Annotated in this window: 17 protein-coding genes; 8 read left to right on the top strand and 9 right to left on the bottom strand. The window is 65.9% G+C overall.

The window, feature by feature from the left end:
* The first annotated feature begins 33 nt into the window (after window positions 1–33).
* The gene (locus DCM80_RS00650; protein WP_028137831.1) at window positions 34–228 is read left to right on the top strand and encodes a hypothetical protein; all 195 of its coding nucleotides are present in this window, start codon (window positions 34–36) and stop codon (window positions 226–228) included.
* Window positions 229–361: 133 nt separating this feature from the next.
* Window positions 362–532 carry a hypothetical protein gene (locus DCM80_RS00645; protein ID WP_257195264.1) on the top strand — a complete coding sequence of 57 codons (171 nt, stop codon included), beginning with the start codon at window positions 362–364 and terminating at the stop codon, window positions 530–532.
* 33 nt (window positions 533–565) lie between these two features.
* On the opposite strand, the gene DCM80_RS00640 is transcribed toward DCM80_RS00645, so the two are convergent.
* Window positions 566–916: a RidA family protein gene (locus DCM80_RS00640; protein WP_257175840.1), complete on the bottom strand. Its 351-nt coding sequence runs from the start codon at window positions 914–916 to the stop codon at window positions 566–568.
* 205 nt (window positions 917–1,121) lie between these two features.
* On the opposite strand from DCM80_RS00640, the gene DCM80_RS00635 reads away from it, so the two are divergent.
* The 3 genes from DCM80_RS00635 (at window position 1,122) to msrA (ending at window position 4,623) form a co-directional block, all read left to right on the top strand.
* A complete protein-coding gene (locus tag DCM80_RS00635; protein WP_257195262.1) occupies window positions 1,122–3,443 on the top strand; it encodes a molybdopterin guanine dinucleotide-containing S/N-oxide reductase in 2,322 nt (773 codons plus the stop codon).
* 111 nt (window positions 3,444–3,554) lie between these two features.
* Complete coding sequence (locus tag DCM80_RS00630; RefSeq protein ID WP_257195261.1) at window positions 3,555–3,977, top strand: OsmC family protein; 423 nt, start codon at window positions 3,555–3,557, stop codon at window positions 3,975–3,977.
* A gap of 130 nt (window positions 3,978–4,107) precedes the next feature.
* The gene (gene msrA / locus DCM80_RS00625) at window positions 4,108–4,623 is read left to right on the top strand and encodes a peptide-methionine (S)-S-oxide reductase MsrA (RefSeq protein WP_028137827.1); all 516 of its coding nucleotides are present in this window, start codon (window positions 4,108–4,110) and stop codon (window positions 4,621–4,623) included.
* 97 nt (window positions 4,624–4,720) lie between these two features.
* Here msrA and DCM80_RS00620 read toward each other — a convergent pair whose 3' ends face one another.
* From DCM80_RS00620 to DCM80_RS00590, 7 genes are all read right to left on the bottom strand, one after another.
* Window positions 4,721–5,875, bottom strand: coding sequence for an MFS transporter (locus tag DCM80_RS00620; RefSeq protein WP_257195260.1), 1,155 nt, complete (start codon window positions 5,873–5,875; stop codon window positions 4,721–4,723).
* A gap of 1,021 nt (window positions 5,876–6,896) precedes the next feature.
* The gene (locus DCM80_RS00615; RefSeq protein ID WP_257195258.1) at window positions 6,897–8,123 is read right to left on the bottom strand and encodes a Zn-dependent hydrolase; all 1,227 of its coding nucleotides are present in this window, start codon (window positions 8,121–8,123) and stop codon (window positions 6,897–6,899) included.
* Window positions 8,116–8,901 (bottom strand): ABC transporter ATP-binding protein, encoded by a 786-nt coding sequence (locus tag DCM80_RS00610; protein ID WP_257195257.1) that lies wholly within the window; start codon window positions 8,899–8,901, stop codon window positions 8,116–8,118. Before DCM80_RS00610 ends, DCM80_RS00615 begins: the two co-directional genes overlap by 8 nt.
* Window positions 8,898–9,671 carry an ABC transporter permease gene (locus DCM80_RS00605; protein ID WP_028137823.1) on the bottom strand — a complete coding sequence of 258 codons (774 nt, stop codon included), beginning with the start codon at window positions 9,669–9,671 and terminating at the stop codon, window positions 8,898–8,900. The genes DCM80_RS00610 and DCM80_RS00605 overlap by 4 nt, the downstream gene beginning before the upstream one ends.
* 72 nt (window positions 9,672–9,743) lie before the next feature.
* Complete coding sequence (locus DCM80_RS00600; protein WP_257195256.1) at window positions 9,744–10,688, bottom strand: ABC transporter substrate-binding protein; 945 nt, start codon at window positions 10,686–10,688, stop codon at window positions 9,744–9,746.
* A gap of 106 nt (window positions 10,689–10,794) precedes the next feature.
* The gene (gene hutC, locus DCM80_RS00595) at window positions 10,795–11,520 is read right to left on the bottom strand and encodes a histidine utilization repressor (RefSeq protein ID WP_257195255.1); all 726 of its coding nucleotides are present in this window, start codon (window positions 11,518–11,520) and stop codon (window positions 10,795–10,797) included.
* Entirely contained in the window at window positions 11,517–12,875 is a 1,359-nt protein-coding gene (locus tag DCM80_RS00590) for a formimidoylglutamate deiminase (RefSeq protein ID WP_257195254.1), read from the bottom strand. Before DCM80_RS00590 ends, hutC begins: the two co-directional genes overlap by 4 nt.
* An 87-nt stretch (window positions 12,876–12,962) precedes the next feature.
* Here DCM80_RS00590 and hutI point away from each other — a divergent pair, with 87 nt between their 5' ends.
* From hutI to hutU, 3 genes are read left to right on the top strand one after another with little or no spacing between them, the layout of a single operon-like run.
* Window positions 12,963–14,177 (top strand): imidazolonepropionase, encoded by a 1,215-nt coding sequence (gene hutI, locus DCM80_RS00585; protein WP_257195253.1) that lies wholly within the window; start codon window positions 12,963–12,965, stop codon window positions 14,175–14,177.
* The gene (gene hutH / locus DCM80_RS00580) at window positions 14,174–15,745 is read left to right on the top strand and encodes a histidine ammonia-lyase (protein ID WP_257195252.1); all 1,572 of its coding nucleotides are present in this window, start codon (window positions 14,174–14,176) and stop codon (window positions 15,743–15,745) included. Before hutI ends, hutH begins: the two co-directional genes overlap by 4 nt.
* Window positions 15,742–17,412: a urocanate hydratase gene (hutU, locus tag DCM80_RS00575; protein ID WP_257195250.1), complete on the top strand. Its 1,671-nt coding sequence runs from the start codon at window positions 15,742–15,744 to the stop codon at window positions 17,410–17,412. The genes hutH and hutU overlap by 4 nt, the downstream gene beginning before the upstream one ends.
* Here hutU and DCM80_RS00570 read toward each other — a convergent pair whose 3' ends face one another.
* Window positions 17,413–18,033 carry a TetR/AcrR family transcriptional regulator gene (locus DCM80_RS00570; RefSeq protein WP_257195249.1) on the bottom strand — a complete coding sequence of 207 codons (621 nt, stop codon included), beginning with the start codon at window positions 18,031–18,033 and terminating at the stop codon, window positions 17,413–17,415.
* Window positions 18,034–18,197: the final 164 nt, after the last annotated feature.

Below are 18,197 nucleotides of genomic sequence, written 5' to 3'. Positions count from 1 at the left end.
TGTTCCAATCGGTGGTGAGACCAGGAGAGCCGAATGAACGACGGAATTGATCATCTTGCGGGCCTGCTCGGACGCGCGGCAATGGACGTGTGGGGCGACATGCCTCGCGACATCCAGGAGGCGCTGTTCGAGACCGCCATGAAGGGACGCGAGACCGAGCGCGAGGAGCTCGCTCGGCTGCTGCATGAGCGGCATCCGCGCACGATTCACCCGGCCCGTCCGGGATGATGCAGTGGGTGGAACGATAGTCCGCGCCACCGATTGGTGAAATGAGCGATGCGTCCGCGAACCGTGGGAATGAGACGGTAGAGACATATCGCTCAGCCGTGATCAATTCTGTGAGCCGATTGAAGTGACTGAGATGAACATCGGAAAATGGTACGATCCGGTCTCGGAGCGGTGGATCGTGCCTCGTGAGACGCGCGCCATGGGATACGGTCAGCCCAACGCGCAGAAGGCGCCGGAGACTCACGAACGACGCGAGGCGCAACGGATCTGGGATCTGCTCGTCGATTGCTGCGCCCGCGGTTGAGAGCGCGTGGCTCCAGATCGAGCCTCGGCGCAGCTATGGCCGGGCAGCAATGGCCGTCATCTCGAGCTTGACGCCCGGACCGAGGTCGGCCACGCCGATTGCGGCGCGTGCCGGCAGATGAGCTTCTGCAAAGTGCGCTTTCCAGGCCGCATTGAACGCTGCCTTCTCGTTGAGATCAGTCATGTAGATCGTCACCTGCAAGACGTGGGCTGGATCGGATCCGAGGGTCTTCAACAGCTGTGCCAGTTGGGTGAGCACGTCGTTGGCCTGGCCTGACATATCGAGGCTGGTGTCCTCGGGGACGATGCCGCCGATGTAGAGCACGCCGTTGTGCTCGACCACTTCGTGGAGCAGACCTTCATACGGCAAGACGCGTTTGATCATGAGACATCCGTTGTCGCTGTGAGGGCCGCGGCATATCGCACATTCCAGGCAAACGCGAGCGCCGGTGTCTGCGTATCGCCGCCGCATGGTCCGAACCAGGGTTGCCAGCCGGTGCTCGCGCACGACAGCCCTGTCGGCGCTGATCTCGACGACATCCCGGGATGATCGGTATACTGCCACCGCGTGCCGGAACAAGGAACAGATGATGGACGATACGATTGGCTTTCCCGACCCCGGTCTTGACCTGTCGGACGGCTTCAGGCCGCACACCTCGCATTGGGGGGTGTTTTCGGCGCGTCAGGGCGCTGATGGCCTCGAGGTCAGGGCCTATGCGGGCGATCCCGATCCGAACGGCATCATTGGCAATTTTCCCGGTGCGCTCCGCCACCAGGCGCGCATCGCCCAGCCGGCGATCCGCCGCGGCTGGCTCGAGCGCGGGCCGGGTCCGGACAATCGCCGCGGCCGCGACGAGTTCGTCCCGGTCAGCTGGGAGAAGGCGCTCGATCTGCTCGGCGACGAGCTCGGCCGCATCCGCGATACGCGCGGGCCGGGCGCCGTGTTCGGCGGCTCCTATGGCTGGTCGAGCGCCGGGCGCTTTCATCACGCCCAGAGCCAGGTGCATCGCTTCCTCAACATCGCGATGGGCGGCTATGTACGCTCGGTGAACTCCTATTCGTCGGGTGCGTCCTCGGTGCTGCTGCCGCAGATTCTGGCGGGCTATGAGGACATCACCAAGCGCAACGTCACCTGGGAGCAGATCGCGGCCGAGACCGAGATCGTGCTGGCCTTCGGCGGCATGGCGCTGAAGAACTCCATGGTGGCCGGCGGATCGATCAGCAAGCACGTCGAGCGCGGCGCGATGGCAGCGGCGCGCCGGCGCGGCTGCGAATTCATCCTGGTCAGCCCGCTGCGCGACGATCTGCCGGTGGAAGCTGGCGCGGAATGGATGAGTTGCGTGCCCGGCACCGATACCGCCCTCATGCTCGGCATAGTCCATACGCTGGTGGCTGAGCGTCTGCACGATCAGGCCTTCCTCGATCGCTACACCGAAGGCTGGCCGGTCTTCCTGCGCTATCTCACCGGCGAGAGCGACGGGCAAGCCAAGCATGCCGAATGGGCTGCGGCCATCTCGAGCGTCGCGGCCGACACGATCCGGAAGCTGGCCCGCCGGCTCGCCGGAAAGCGCGCGCTGATCACCGTCTCGCATTCGCTGCAGCGCGCCGAGCATGGCGAGCAGCCGGTGTGGATGGGCATGGTGCTGGCGGCAGCCCTCGGCCAGATCGGCCTGCCCGGCGGCGGCTACGCCTATTCGCTCGGGGCAATCGGCTATTATGGCCGGCGTGTCAACGACGTGCCGGGACCGACGCTGGGGCAGGGTCGTAACGGCGTCGCCGATTTCATTCCGGTGGCCCGCATTGCCGACATGCTGCTGGGGCCTGGCACCACCTATCGTTACAACGGCGAGACGCGCACCTATCCGGACATCCGTCTTGTCTATTGGGCCGGCGGCAATCCGTTCCATCATCACCAGGATCTCAACCGCCTGCGCAAGGCCTTTGCGCAGCTCGATACGTTCGTCGTGCACGAGCTGGCCTGGACGGCCACGGCGCGGCATGCCGACATCGTGCTGCCCGCGACGATGACGCTCGAGCGCGAGGACATCGGCTATTCCACCAACGATCCCCTCATGGTCGCCATGCACCGGATCGCCGAGCCGTTCGGTCTTGCGCGCGACGATTACGACATCTTCGCCGATCTCGCCGAGCGCTTGGGCGCGCGCGAACCCTTCACCGAAGGGCGGACGTCGCGGCAATGGCTGGAGCATCTCTACGAGCCGACCCGCGCCTCGCTCGCCAGGCGCGGCCTGGAGGCGCCGAGTTTCGACGAATTCTGGGCGCGCGGCAGCCTGGTCGTGCCGCAGCAGCCCGATGACGGCGGCCGGCTGCGTCGCTTCCGTGAGGATCCCGTCAATCACGGGCTGCCGACGCCGAGCGGCCGCATCGAGATCTATTCGGCCAAGATTGCGGCCCATGGCGATGCCGATTGTCCGGGGCATCCGGTCTGGCTGGAGAAGACCGACACGCCGAAGCCCGGCTCGCCGTGCTTCCTGGTCGCCAATCAACCGGTGACGCGCCTGCACAGCCAGCTCGATTTCGGCGGGCATTCGCTTAGCTCGAAGCATCGCGGCCGCGAGGTCGCGCGCATGAACCCGGTCGACGCGGATGCGCGCGGCATTGGGGATGGCGACATCATCCGCCTGTTCAACGCGCGCGGCGCCTGCCTTGCCGCGGTCCACGTCACTGACGGCATCGCGCCCGGCGTCGTGCAGCTTCCGACCGGCGCCTGGTACGATCCGATGGATCCGGAAGACGAGGCGCCGCTCTGCGTTCACGGCAATCCCAACGTGCTCACCCGCGACGTCGGCACCTCGTCCCTGGCGCAGGGCTGCACCGGTCAGCTGACGACGGTGGAGGTGGAGAGGTTCACCGGCAATCTGCCGCCGATCCGCGCGTTCGATCCGGCATAGGCTAATGGAACCGCTGCGGCGCGCGGCCGATTTGGAAGGGCAGGCGGTCATGCCGATGCCGCCTTCCACGGATACGAGCAACGGTGCTGCAATCAAACGAGGAGAACCGAGATGATCCGCAAGGCAACGGCAGTCTGGAAGGGCGCCGGTCGCGATGGCACGGGCCATTTGACGAGCGAATCCGGCGTGCTGGCGCAGACCCCCTATTCGTTCAAGACCCGGTTCGAGAACGAGAAGGGCACCAATCCCGAGGAATTGATCGCCGCCGCCCATGCCGGCTGCTTTACGATGGCGCTGGCCTTCGGCCTCCAGATGGCCGGTTTCACGCCGGACGAGCTCTCGACTGAAGCCGCCGTGACCCTCGAACCCGAAGGCAAGGGCTTCAAGATCAGCAAGTCTGCGCTGACACTGCGTGCCAAGGTGCCGAACCTCGACGAGGCAGCTTTTGCCAAGTTCGCCGGCGAGGCCGAGAAGAACTGCCCGGTGTCGAAGGTGCTCAACGCCGCGATCACGCTCGACGCCAGGCTGGGCTAAGGCGGGGGCTCGTTGCGGGCCCACGGTTCGAGGAACCGGCCGGGCAGGCATGCAAGGCATGGCTTTCGGCCGGGCGGCCGAAAGCATATGTTGCGGCAGATGTCGAACGCAAAGCAATCGGGAGCGGCAGATGACGACAGAGCGCGCAGTTTTGGCCGGAGGCTGCTTCTGGGGCATGCAGGATCTGATCCGCAAGCAGCCCGGCGTAATCTCCACCCGAGTCGGCTACACCGGCGGACACGTCAAGAACGCCACCTACCGCAATCATGAAGGCCACGCCGAGGCGATCGAGATCATGTTCGATCCGGCAAGGACCAGCTTCCGGACCATGCTGGAGTTCTTCTTCCAGATTCACGATCCCACCACGCTCAATCGCCAGGGCAATGATCTCGGCACGAGCTACCGCTCGGCGATCTTCTACACCAGCGAGGAGCAGAAAAGGATTGCCGAAGACACCATCGCCGACGTCGAGGCGTCGGGCCTCTGGCCGGGCAAGGTGGTGACCGAGGTCGCGCCCGCTGGCGAGTTCTGGCAGGCCGAGCCGGAGCATCAGGATTATCTGGAACGTTATCCGGACGGCTACACCTGCCACTTCATCCGGCCCGGCTGGAAGCTGCCGCGCCGCGCGGCTGCGGTGGGCGGCTGAAGCATGATCCGGAAAAGTGCGAAGCGGTTTTCCGGAAAGATCATGCGCAAACAATAACCTGAAGCGCGATGACGATTTATCGAAATCTCATCGCGCTTCAGCTCGCCGTGCCCTGGCGCGCGCTTGTCGTGACGATCGGCGCTGACAGCGTGACGAGGCCCATCAGCGCCGCCAGCAGCCCAAATGCCGTGGTCAGCCCGCCAATCTGTGCGATGAACCCGACGCCGGCCGGACCGATGAGGACCCCGGCATAGCCCGCGGTCGTGACGGCCGCGACGGCCAGACCGGCGGGCATCACCGTTTGCCGCGCCGCCCGGCGGAACAGCACCGGCACGAGGTTCGACGCGCCGAGCCCGATCAACAGGAAACCACCGATGGCAAGTGCTGCAATGGGTGCGGTGAGCAGCATCACGAAGCCCGCGATCGCGATCAGGCTGCCCCACAGCAACGTTGCGCGGTCTCCGATGCGGGCAACGACGGCGTCGCCGCCGAGCCGGCCCACCGTCATCGCGATCGAGAACACGATGTAGCCGGCGCCACCCTGCGCCTCGGTGACGAGCCCGGCGCCGATCACGAGCAGCGCGCCCCAATCGAGCATCGCGCCTTCGACCAGGAAGGTGATGGCGCCGAGCAGCGCGAGCAGCAGCACCGATCCGTGCGGCAGCACGAACAGCGGGCCCTCCTGCACCTGCACCGAGCGGAGCAGGCGCGGCGCGGTCACGGCCATCGCCATCAGCATCAGGACGGAGCAGATCAGCGTGCAGGCGAGCGTGCCGAATTGCAGCGAGAGCAGCGCCGTCATCAGCGCGGCTCCGGCGAAGCCGCCGATGCTGAACAGCGCGTGGAAGCCGGACATCAGCGGGCGTTTCGCGGCGCGCTCCACCTCCACGGCATGGATGTTCATGGCGACGTCGATCGAGCCGAGCGCGGCGCCGAACGCGAACAGGGCCAGCGCCAGCGTCGCGGGCGAGCTTGCGACCGCGAGCAGGGGCAGGACCAGTGCCAGACCGAACCCGCCCGCGATGATGATCGGCCTGCTGCCGTAGCGCGCGCTTATGACCCCGGTCAGCAGCATCGCGACCACGGAGCCGATGCCCAGGCTGAGCAGGAGCAGGCCGAGCACGCCGTCATCGACGCCGAGCCGCGTCTTCGCGAACGGCACCAGCGGCGCCCAGCATGCGATGCCGAAGCCGGCAACGAGGAAGGCAAGCCGGGTCGCAAGGCGTGTCGCCGGCCGGTCGGCAGAAGACAATGGAATCTCCGGGGGGAACAGAGGCGGGAGGAATCACAAGCCCGAAGATTGTTGCGACTTTATGTCGGCGGCAACTCGTTAGCTCTGTGTCGCCCCATGTCAATCCGCTTCGTCAAAAATATTCCACTTTACCGAAATTCGGAAATGGCGTATGTGTCGCCCATCCCGGCTCAACCAGGAGGGGCGATCTCGAGGTCGTCTTGATCGCGAGCCGGGCTTGCGGTGGACGCGGCAGCGTCGGCACGAGAGGTGCGGGCAGGGCGGGTAGTCCCTGTGAGCCCGTAACTGCGTGCAGACGAGCGCGCTGCTAGGCTTCGTCTCGCCCGTAAGTTTCCGGCTTCGTCGACGGGGCCCGGGAATACTGCGGCGAAAGGGTGGGCTGTGCGTACGGCAAAACCGTGTGGTCCTGGCCGTCGTTGCTACGGTCAAGCCGGATCGAAGATGTGCGCGAGCCCAACCGGGTGGACGGCATCATCAATTCGACCGGCGAGGGAGGCCAGAAGGAAAGTTCGGCTCCCGGGAGAGCACGGCATAAGCCGTCCGACCACCGCGCAGGGAAGGCCGAGTGATCGGCACCACCTGTATGCTGCTGTGCGGTTCTTCCTGCGTGTGCATTTTCGCGCAGCGGACCGCGGGTGCGTTGTCAGCACCCGGCCTTCCCTGCGCCCTTCTGGATATAGGGTGCGAAGATGAAGCAAAGCTCGGGTGAATTCAGCCGCGAGAACGAGAAGGCGTGTCGTGAGTCGAGCTGCGTGTCACAACCTCGATCTCGTAGGGTGGGCAAAGCGCAGCGTGCCCACGCGTCCATCTCCGCATTTGAAAGGTCGTGGGCACGGCGCAAGTGCGCCTTTGCCCACCCTACAACACCGCCGCTGGGATGTGCACCGGAGCATTGCAATGACGCAGAGAATATGCGCCACCCACCGCTCTCGTGCCCCGGGACACGACAGGGCGGCAGAGGGGGCACTCACTTGCAGATGACGTCGTTGGGAGAGCGTAGGCTCGGCGGCGGGACGACGTTCTAACCCGCCAGGATCCGCCGGCAGGCATCGACGAAGACCTCTGCGCCGGTGACGATATCGGCGTCGGCGGTGTTCTCGGTCCAGTGATGGCTGATGCCGCCGATCGATGGCACGAACAGCATGCCGGCGGGCATGACGCTTGCCAGCATCTGCGCGTCATGGCCGGCGCCGCTGGGCATGCGAACGCATCGTCCACCGGCCATGGTCTTGCTAGCGGCTTCGATCGCATCCTGAAAGCCTGCGTTCATCATGGCGGGCGCGCCGGTGCGCAGCTTCTCGACGGTGACGGTGCATGGGCCGCGCGCGCTGGCATCATTCGCCATGGTCCGCAGCAACTGCTCCAGCCTGGCAATTACGGCGGGATCGTCGTCGCGGATCTGGAACAGCATCTCGGCGCCGCCCGGAATGATGCTCGGCGCGCCCGGATCGAGCGTAACCCGCCCGGTGGTCCAGACCGTGCGCGGACCGCAGGCGGCCGGAAAACGTTCGTCGATCGCCACGCAGAATTTGGCGAGCGCGAGCCCCGCATCCTTGCGCACCGCCATGCGCGTCGTGCCCGCGTGGTTTTGCTCGCCGACAAAGTTGATCTGGTACTGCCAGATGCCGACGATGGACGTCACGATTCCGATTGCGAGCTTGCCGCATTCGAGCGTGTCGCCCTGCTCGATGTGAGCTTCCAGATATCCGATGTGCCGTCCCGGTTCGGCGGTGATGCGCCGGCGTCCCGCGAGGCCCACGTCGGCAAGCGCTTCGCGCATGGTGCGGCCGCTGGTGCGGTCGCGCGCGGCGTCGATGTCGGCCTCGGTGACCTGTCCGACATAGGAGCGCGAGCCGAGAAAATGGCCGAAATGCCCTTCCTCGTCGCACCAGGCGGCGACTTCCACCGCGCCATTGAAGGAAGGATCGGTGTTCAGCACGCGCGCAGCTTCCAGCGCGTAGACGACGCCGAGCGGCCCGTCGAGCCAGCCGGCGTAATTCTGGCTTTCCAGATGCGAGCCTGCCAGCAGCTTCGGCCCGGGCTTGGCGCTGGTGCCGAAGACATTTCCGATGCCGTCCACGGCCGCGGAGAGATTGGCCTCTGGCAGCTTCTGCACGAGCCATTCCAGCGAAAGCCTGTGCGGCTCGGAGAAGGTCGGCTTGTGCACGCCAGTCTTGTAGGCGCCAAAGGCGCGCAGTGCATGGAGGTCGGCAAGCACGCGATGTCCGTCGGCGCGAGTGTCAGGCATGTTCGGCAACCCTAAGCGCTTCGGTACGGATCTCCTCGACCAGCCGTTCCTTGAGCTGGACGAATTCCGGCGTGGTCTTGATCTTGTAGGAGCGCGGATGCGGCAGGTCCACATCGATTTCGGCCTTGATGCGGCCGGGGCGCGCGCTCATGACGATGACGCGGCTGCCGAGGAAGATCGCTTCCTCGATGTCGTGGGTCACGAACAGCACCGTTTTCTGGTCGCGTTCCCAGATCCCGAGCAGCATCTCCTGCATCAGGGCGCGGGTCTGGTTGTCGAGCGCGCCGAACGGCTCGTCGAGCAGCAGGATCTTGGGATCGTTGGCGAGCGCCCGCGCGATCGCCGTGCGCTGCTGCATGCCGCCGGAGAGCTGCTTCGGCCAATGATTCTCGAAGCCGGACAGCCCGACCTGGCGGATGAAGGCATCGGCGATCCCATGGCGCTCCGTTTCGGGCACGCCGCGTTCGCGCAGGCCGAAGGCGATGTTCTCGCGCACGGTGAGCCAGGGAAACAGCGTGTAGGACTGGAACACCATGCCGCGATCGGCGCCCGGGCCCGTCACCTCGCGCCCGTCGAGCGTCACGCGCCCGCTGGTCGGGCGGTCGAGACCGGCGACGATGCGCAGCAGGGTGGACTTGCCGCAGCCGGAGGGGCCGAGGATGGTGACGAAGTCGTTGGTGCCGATGACGAGGTCGGTCGGCTCCAGCGCCCTGGTCGGCGCGTTGCCGTGGCGCGCCGGGAAGGTGCGCGAGACCTGCTCGATCTTGAGGATCGTCATGCCAGCCTCCACGGAAACAGCCAGGCGTTGAAGGCCTTGAACAGGAAGTCCGAGAGCAGGCCGATCAGCCCGATCACGATGATGCCGAAGATGATCTGGCCGGTGTTGAGCAGGGCCTGGCTGTCGGTGATCATGTGGCCGATGCCGGAGGATGAGCCGATCAGCTCGGCGACGATGACATAGGTCCAGGCCCAGCCCAGCACCAGCCGCAGGATCTCGGCGATCTCCGGCGCGGAGGAGGGCAGCAGCACGCGGCGGATGATGCCGCGGTCGCTCGCTCCAAGCGTATAGGCGGCCTCGACCAGATCGCGCCGCGTTGCCCCGACAGTGACGGCAACCATCAGGATGACCTGGAACACCGAGCCGATGAAGATGACGAGCAGCTTCTGCAATTCGCCGATTCCGGCCCACAGGATCAGCAGCGGGATGAAGGCGGAGGCGGGCAAATAGCGGGCGAAGGAGACGAAGGGTTCGAGGAAGGCTTCAACCGGCTTGTAGGCGCCCATCAAGACGCCGAGCGGCACCGCGATGACCGCGGCGAGCGCAAAACCGCCGACGACGCGCCAGATCGTCATGCCGATGTCGTAGACGAAGCCCTGCTTGGCGAGGAGGTCATAGCCTTCCTGCACCATGGTGAGGGGATTGGCGAGGAAGGTCTTCGAGACATAGCCGCCGAGCGTCGCCCATGACCACAGGGCAACGAACAGCACGAAGAACGCAAGGCCATAGGCCACGCGCTGCTTCGATGTAACAGGGTCCAGGGGACGCATCGACGATTATCCGGGCGGTGAACGGATTTGCCGGCCCCGCCGCGAGACGGGGCCGGCAGCTCCTGAAGCGACTTACTTGATGAAGCTGGCGTCGTAGAGGTCCTCGACCTTCGGCGCGGCCTTGATGATGCCGATCTCGAGCAGAAGCTCGGCGGCGTCCTTGTTGAAGGTCAGGAAGTCGCCGGCGAAGAACTTCTGGTTCGCGGCCTTGTCCTGCCAGCGCAGATATTTCGCCGAATTGCCGAACTGCTCGCCGGTCTGCTTCACGTCGGCGCCCATGATCTCGTAGGACTTGGCCTGGTCCTTGGCGATCATGTCGAGCGCCTCGAAATAGCTGTCGGCGAGCGCCTTGGCGGCCTTGGGATTCTCGGTGAGGAATTTCGGCGTGCAGCCGAAGGTGTCCATGACCATCGGATAGTCCAGCGTGGTGGCGATGATCTTGCCCTTGTCGGGGGCGGCGCGCACCGTCGACAGATACGGCTCGTAGGTCATCGCGGCGTCGTTCTGGCCGGAGACGAAGGCCTGTGCGGCGGCGGCCGGCTCCAGGTTCACGACGGTGACGTCCTTCACCGACAGGCCGTTTTTCTTGAGCATCCAGGCCAGCGCGAAATACGGCGAGGTGCCGGGCGCGGAGGCGGCGACGGTCTTGCCCTTCAGGTCCTTGATCGCGGCGACGTCGTTGCGCACGGCCATGCCGTCGGCACCGTAGCTCTTGTCGAGCTGGAAGATCTGCTTGGTCGCAACGCCGTTGGCGTTCCAGGAGATCCAGGTCTCGACGGTCGTCGCCGCGCACTGGATGTCGCCGGAAGCGATGGCGAGATGACGGTCCTTCTGCGGAATCTTCTTGATGGTGACGTCGAGGCCGTTCTTCTTGAAGATGCCGGCCTCCTTCGCCAGCGTCAGCGGCGCAAAGCCGGTCCATCCGGAGATGCCGACGCCGACCTTGACGTCGTCGGCGAGCACGGGAGTTGTGGCCGCGAGAGCAATGATTGTCGCAAATATCGTCGAATTACGCATGATTGTCGTCCTCTGCCGATCGGTGGATTGACGTCCTGTTGATCTTCATATCGGCCCCCATGGGCCGTTGCTCGAAGCGTTGCACGATTTGTGCCGACATATCCCCTCAGCCTCCCTTGAATCGCGCGACAAGGCGGTGAGAGTCACCTGGATAGAGCAGGCGCACGGCGGTGATCGTGCGCGCGCTGCGCCAGGTGTAACGGTCGATCACGAGACAGGGCGCGCCGACGGAGATCGCGAGCGCGTCCGCCGTATGATCGTCGGCAATGATGGCGCTGATCGTGTGCTCGGCCTCCGTCCACGGGACGTGGTGAAGCAGCCACGAGCCGGGCGGCTCGCGCGAGAAATCCGCGGACGCGGCGTCAGGCACGGACGACAAGTCGATCAGCCTGTCCTCGACGGCGAACGGCACGTTGTCGGCGCTGTGCCGGCACGTGACCGCAACCACCTTACCGGCCTTCTTCACACCGAGACGATCGCGGTCGGCAGCAGTCGCGGCGCGCAGCTTGCGCTGGATCAGCTCATAGCCGTAAGCGCGCCCCAGCGCGGTGATCTCGGCGCGGATGTCGGCGATCTTGAGCACAGCCGACATGTGCTGCGGCCGGCGCACGAACGAGCCGGCGCGCCGCCGCCGCTCGATCAGATCTGCCTGCGCGAGCTCCGACAGCGCCTTGTTCACCGTCATGCGCGAGCAGCCGTAACGCGTCACCAGCTCATGCTCGAACGGAATGCGATGGCCGGGCGGCCATTCTCCGGTCAGGATGCGCTTCTCGATGTCGGCGCGGATGCGCTTGTAGAGTGTCGGTTTGTCGGCGTCGGTCACGAGGCTCATGCGACCAGCCTCCGCACCGCCGCGTTGAAACGCTCGCGCGCCGCCTGACGCAGCCTATGCCGGCCGCCCTCGACAACCTTCTCGCCGCTGGCCCAAACGCAGTCGATCGCGCCGCTGCCGGCGGCAAAGATCCAGCCGTCGATCGCGGCATCGCCCTGGCGTCCCGCCAGCGATGGATGCGCAGTGTCGAGGGTGACGATGTCAGCGCGCGCACCGGGCGTGAGGCCGGCTGTCGATTGCGCCAGCGCTTGTGCTCCGCCCGCGAGCGCATGATCGAACAGCGTGCGTCCGGTCGAACGACCCGCGCCACTGGAGAGCACGTTGCGTTCGCGGTGCTTGAGCCGCTGGCCATATTCGAGCTGACGGAGCTCGTCCGCGACGCCGACCAGCACGTTGGAATCCGTGCCCACACCAAACGCACCGCCGGCGTCAAGAAATTCGCGCGCGGGGAAGATGCCATCGCCGAGGCTCGCTTCGGTGACAGGACAGAGGCCGGCAACTGCACCCGTCCTTGCAAATGCGCGGACCTCTCCGTCCGTCGTGTGCGTTGCGTGAATGAGGCACCAGCGTTGATCGACTGGCGCGTGCTCCAGCAGCCATTGCACCGGGCGCTGTCCCGACCAGGCGAAGCAGTCCTCGACTTCCTTCACTTGCTCGGCGGCGTGGATATGCACCGGTCCGCCGTCAGCCAGCGGAATGATCGCGGTAAGCTCGTCCGGCGTCACCGCACGCAAGCTATGCGGCGCGATGCCGATGTTGGCGCCGGGCAACGTGCTGATCGCCTTGCGCGATGCCGTCATCAGCGCCGCGTACTGATCGACCGAGCAGACGAAGCGGCGCTGGCCGGCCTGCGGCGCGGCGCCGCCGAAGGAGCCGTGCGCATAGAAGCTCGGCAGCAGCGTCAGCGCAATGCTCGATGCCTCGGCAGCCTCTGCGATCCGCGCAGCCATCTCGGCGATATCGGCATAGGGAGAGCCGTCGCGGTCGTGGTGCAGGTAGTGGAATTCGCCGACACGGGTAAAACCGCGCTCCAGCATCTCGACATATAGCAGCGTCGCAACTGAAACGACGTCGTCCGGCGTCATTGCGAGGGCGAAGCGGTACATCGTCTCGCGCCAGGTCCAGAACGTATCGGTGCTGTCGCCGCGCAGCTCGGCAAGGCCTGCCATGCCGCGCTGGAAGGCGTGGCTGTGCAGGCTCGCCAATCCCGGAAGCGCAATGGCGTGGCGCTCGTCGCCGGCGGCAGGCGGCACGCCCGCGGTCACCGCCGCGATCGCGCCGGCGGTGATCACCACCTGCACGTCATTGGCCCAGCCCGAGGGCAGGAGCGCGGAGGCGAAATGCAGTCGGGTCATGATTGATTGCACGCCGGCTGGACAGAACCGCCTTACGATTATATGTCTAGACATATAAGTCAAGCATCCCACCCCAGGGGAAATGGCATGTCAGAGCGCTTCGACCGGATCTGGCACAATGCCCGCCTCGCCACGATGCGGGCCGACCGTCCTGATCTCGGCGAGATCGAGCGCGGTGTCATCGCCGCGCGCGGCGGCCGCATCGTCTACGCCGGTGCGGCGACGGGCTTTCCCGCCGATGCGGACGCGAACGAGCGGATCGACTGCGAGGGACGCTGGATCACGCCCGGCCTCGTCGATTGCCACACCCATCTCGTATATGGCGGCAACCGCGCGCACGAGTTCGAGCTGCGCCTGAAAGGTGCGAGCTACGAGGAGATCGCGCGCGCCGGCGGCGGCATAGTCTCCACGGTGGCGGCGACGCGCAAGGCGAGCGAGGCAGATCTCGTTGCGAGCGCGCTGCCGCGGCTCGATGCGTTGATTGGCGAGGGGGCCACCACCGTCGAGATCAAATCCGGCTATGGCCTCGATACCGAGACCGAGATGCGGCAATTGGCGGCCGCGCGCAGCCTCGGTCGCCAGCGGCCGGTTGCGATCCGCACGTCCTTTCTCGGCGCCCACGCGCTCCCGCCGGAGGCTGATGGCGACAAGGATCGCTACATCGATCTCGTCTGCAAGCAGATGCTGCCGGCCGTTGCGAAGGCGGGCCTCGCCGACGCCATCGACGCCTTCATGGAGGGCATCGCGTTCTCGGCCGCGCAGACGGCGCTCGTGTTCGAGACGGCGCGAGGGCTTGGGCTCCCGGTCAAGCTCCACGCCGATCAGCTGTCGAACCTCGGCGGCGCGGCACTCGCTGCAAGATTCTCGGCGCTGTCGGCCGATCATTTGGAGCATACCGACGAAGCCGGCGCCGCCGCGATGGCGAAGGCCGGAACTGTCGCCGTGCTGCTGCCCGGCGCGTTCTACTTCATTCGCGAGACGCAGAAGCCGCCGGTTGAGGCTTTCCGCAAATATGGCGTGCCCATGGCGCTCGCGACCGATTGCAATCCCGGCAGCTCGCCGCTGACCTCGCTGCTGCTCACCATGAACATGGGCGCGACGTTGTTCCGGATGAATGTGGCCGAGTGCCTTGCCGGGATCACCCGCGAAGGCGCGCGTGCACTCGGCGTACTCGATGAGACCGGGACGCTGGATGCAGGCAAGTGGTGCGATCTCGCGATCTGGGACGTCGAGCGGCCCGCCGAGCTCGTCTACCGCATCGGCTTCAATCCGCTATATCGCCGCGTATGGAGGGGCCAGTGACGGAGCAGGGCGCAGCGATCGTCGTCACGCCGGGAACGGTCAGCCTCGCCGATCTCGCCGGCGTGCTTGCGGGTGCTTCTGTCGTGCTCGACCCATCGTTCTGGCCGCGCGTGGAGGCGGCTGCCGAAATCGTCGCAAAGGCCGCGCAAGCCGCTGCGCCGGTCTACGGCATCAACACCGGGTTCGGGAAGCTCGCCTCGAAGCGCATTCCGCCCGACCAGACCGCGCTGCTCCAGCGCAACCTGATCGTGTCGCATTGCTGCGGCGTCGGCCCCGCGACTTCGGCGCCGATCGTTCGCCTGATGATGGCTCTCAAGATCGTCTCGCTCGGCCGTGGCGCCTCCGGTGTACGCCGCGCGGTGATCGAGCAGCTGCAGGCTATGATGGCGCGGAGCGTCACTCCGCTGGTGCCGCAGCAGGGCTCGGTCGGCGCCTCCGGCGATCTCGCCCCGCTCGCGCATATGACGGCGGTGATGATCGGCGAGGGACAGGCCATCGTTGACGGACAAGTCGTGCCGGGCCGCGAGGCGCTGGCATCCGTTGGCCTCGTGCCGCTGACGCTCGGCCCCAAGGAGGGCCTCGCGCTGATCAATGGCACGCAGTTCTCGACCGCCTATGCCGTCTCCGGCGTCCTGCGCGCCTTCGGCCTGGCACGCGCCGCGCTCGTCACCGGCGCATTGTCGGTCGATGCGGCGATGGCGTCGACGGCGCCGTTACGTCCCGAAATTCAGGCGCTGCGCGGCCATGCCGGCCAGATCGCCGCGGCCGCCACGCTGACTGCACTGCTCGACGGCAGCGACATCCGCCTGTCGCATCTCGAAGGTGACGAGCGCGTGCAGGATCCCTATTGCCTGCGTTGCCAGCCGCAGGTCGCGGGCGCCGCGCTCGATCTGATCACGCAGGCCGCGCGCACGCTGATCGTCGAGGCCAACGCCGTCACCGACAATCCGCTGGTGCTGGTTGAAACCGGTGAGATCGTCTCCGGCGGTAATTTCCATGCCGAACCGGTTGCCTTCGCTGCCGACGCTATCGCGCTGGCGCTGGCGGAAATCGGCGCCATCAGCGAGCGGCGCATTGCGACGCTGGTCGATCCCACGCTCAATTTCGGCCTGCCGCCGTTCCTCACTCCCGATCCCGGCATCAATTCCGGCTTCATGATCGCCGAGGTGACGGCGGCCGCACTCTATGCCGAGAACAAGCAGCGCGCAGCTGCCTGCTCGATCGATTCGACGCCGACCAGCGCCAACCAGGAAGATCACGTCTCGATGGCGGCGCACGCGGCGCGGCGGCTGTCCGACATGGCCGACAATCTCGCCGCCATCCTCGGCATCGAGCTCTTAGTTGCCGCCCAAGGCATCACGCTGCGTGCGCCGCATGCGACGAGCAGGCCGCTGGCTGCCGTCATCGCCGCATTGCGCGAGCAGGTGCCCGCACTGGGTGCCGATCGCTACATGGCCGGTGATCTCGCCAAGGCCGCGGCGCTGGTCGAGGCCGACACTCTGCCCGCCACCGCGCTCACAGCGCTTCCATCCGATCCGTTTCCGAGACTTGACGAGAGGTCCGCATGAACCGCCGACTGGACAATGATCGCACCATCCGCGCGCCCCGCGGCAGCGAGATCAGCGCCAAGAGCTGGCTGACGGAAGCTCCCTTGCGCATGCTGATGAACAATCTCGATCCTGACGTCGCGGAACGCCCGAGCGAGCTGGTCGTCTATGGCGGCATCGGCCGCGCCGCGCGCGACTGGGAGAGTTTCGACCGCATCGTTGCGGCCCTTCGCAAGCTCGAAGCCGACCAGACGCTGCTGGTGCAATCCGGCAAGCCGGTCGGCGTATTCCGCACCCACACCGACGCGCCGCGGGTGCTGATCGCGAACTCCAACATCGTGCCGCATTGGGCGACGCTCGATCATTTCAACGAGCTCGATCGGAAGGGCCTGATGATGTACGGCCAGATGACGGCGGGCTCCTGGATCTATATCGGCAGCCAGGGCATCGTGCAGGGCACCTACGAGACATTCGTCGAGGTCGGACGACGCCATTATGGCGGCAGCCTGGCCGGCAAATGGATCCTCACCGCCGGCCTGGGCGGCATGGGCGGCGCGCAGCCGCTGGCCGCGACCATGGCCGGCGCGTCGATGCTCGCGGTTGAATGCCAGCCAAGCCGCATCGAGATGCGCCTGCGCACCGGCTATCTCGACCGCCAGGCCGCAAATCTCGACGACGCGCTGGCGATCATGGCGGATGCCGCGAAGACGAAGAAGGCAATCTCGGTCGGCCTGCTCGGCAATGCCGCGGAAATCTTCCCTGAGCTGGTGCGCCGCGGCGTCAAGCCTGACATCGTCACCGACCAGACCAGCGCGCATGATCCGATCAACGGGTACTTGCCGAAGGGCTGGACGCTCGCCCAGTGGGAAGCCAAGCGCGCGTCTGATCCGAAGGCGGTCGAACGCGCCTCCAAGACCTCGATGGTCGAGCACGCCCAGGCCATGCTGGATTTCCACGCGCAGGGCATTCCGACGCTCGACTACGGCAACAATATCCGCCAGATGGCGCAGGACATGGGCCTGAAGAACGCCTTCGATTTCCCGGGCTTCGTGCCCGCCTATATCCGCCCTCTGTTCTGCCGCGGCGTCGGACCGTTCCGCTGGGCTGCGCTCTCGGGCGATCCCGAGGATATCTTCAAGACCGATGCCAAGGTCAAGGAGCTGATGCCGGATTACAAGCATCTGCACAATTGGCTCGACATGGCCAAGGCACGCATCAAATTCCAGGGCCTGCCGGCGCGGATCTGCTGGGTCGGCCTCGGCGATCGTCACCGCCTTGGCCTTGCCTTCAACGAGATGGTGGCGCGCGGCGAGTTGAAAGCGCCGATCGTGATCGGCCGCGATCATCTCGACAGCGGGTCGGTCGCGAGCCCCAACCGGGAGACCGAGGCGATGAAGGACGGTTCGGATGCGGTGTCGGACTGGCCGCTGCTGAACGCGCTGCTCAATTGCGCCAGCGGTGCGACCTGGGTTTCGCTGCATCACGGCGGCGGAGTCGGCATCGGCTATTCGCAGCATGCCGGCATGGTGATCGTCGCCGACGGCACGCCCGAGGCTGCGAAGCGCATCGAACGCGTGCTATGGAATGATCCCGCCAGCGGCGTCATACGCCACGCCGACGCCGGATACGACGTCGCGATCGACTGCGCCCGCGACAAGGGCCTCGATCTGCCGAGCCTTGCGAAGTAGCTAATCGCTCGCCAACAATTTCGGCATCGTCGTCTTGGCGCCGTCCATGAAGGTCTGGACGGCGTCGCGGACGATGGCGTCGAGATCGGAGGGGATCGGCGTCTCGTAGATGAACTTGCGGATGGCGAGATAGAAGATGCGGCCGTGCAAGCCCCAAAACAGCTCAGTCTCGCGCTCACTCAATGAGTGAGCCTTCGCGTTGGGCAGCTTAAGATCAAAGCGCAGCTCGGCCGCCGCCGGCTCGATGATCTCGCGGCGGACGATGTCGAGATAGCGGCTGGTGATGCCGAACGATTTCATGCCGGAGAACACGAAGATCCGCACCCAATTGTATTCGAACACCCGCTCGACATAGTCGAGATAGAAGCGCGTCAGCCGCGCTTCGAGCGAGAGTGAACGGTCGCGGATCATCGGGCCCCAGTCTGGTGACCAGCGGCTGAGATAGACCTCCTGGTATACCCGCTCGATCAGCGCTTCCTTGCTGGGGAAGTGGCGATAGATCGCCGAATGCGTGATGCCCATGCGCTTGGCCAGCTCGCGCGTCTGCCCTTCGAAACCGTGCTCGGCGAAGAAGCGAATGGCCTCCTCCACGATCGCGCGCTCGCGGTCGGCCGCGCGCATGTTGCGACGCTTTGGCGCGGACTTGCTGCCTGTCTCGGTCCGCTTGCGAACCGGTCGCTTCGCGGTTTTCTGCGCTTTTCGGGCCATTTCGTCGCTGAATCAACCTACCGCCGCCTTCATAACCCAAGCCGCCTTTGTGACCAAATGGTCATTTCCTGTTGACC

The organism is Bradyrhizobium sp. WBOS08, assembly GCF_024585125.1.
Classification (GTDB): Bacteria; Pseudomonadota; Alphaproteobacteria; order Rhizobiales; family Xanthobacteraceae; genus Bradyrhizobium; species Bradyrhizobium japonicum_B.
Note: the sequence above shows the minus strand (reverse complement) of the source record. Positions and strands in the feature narration are given on the sequence as shown.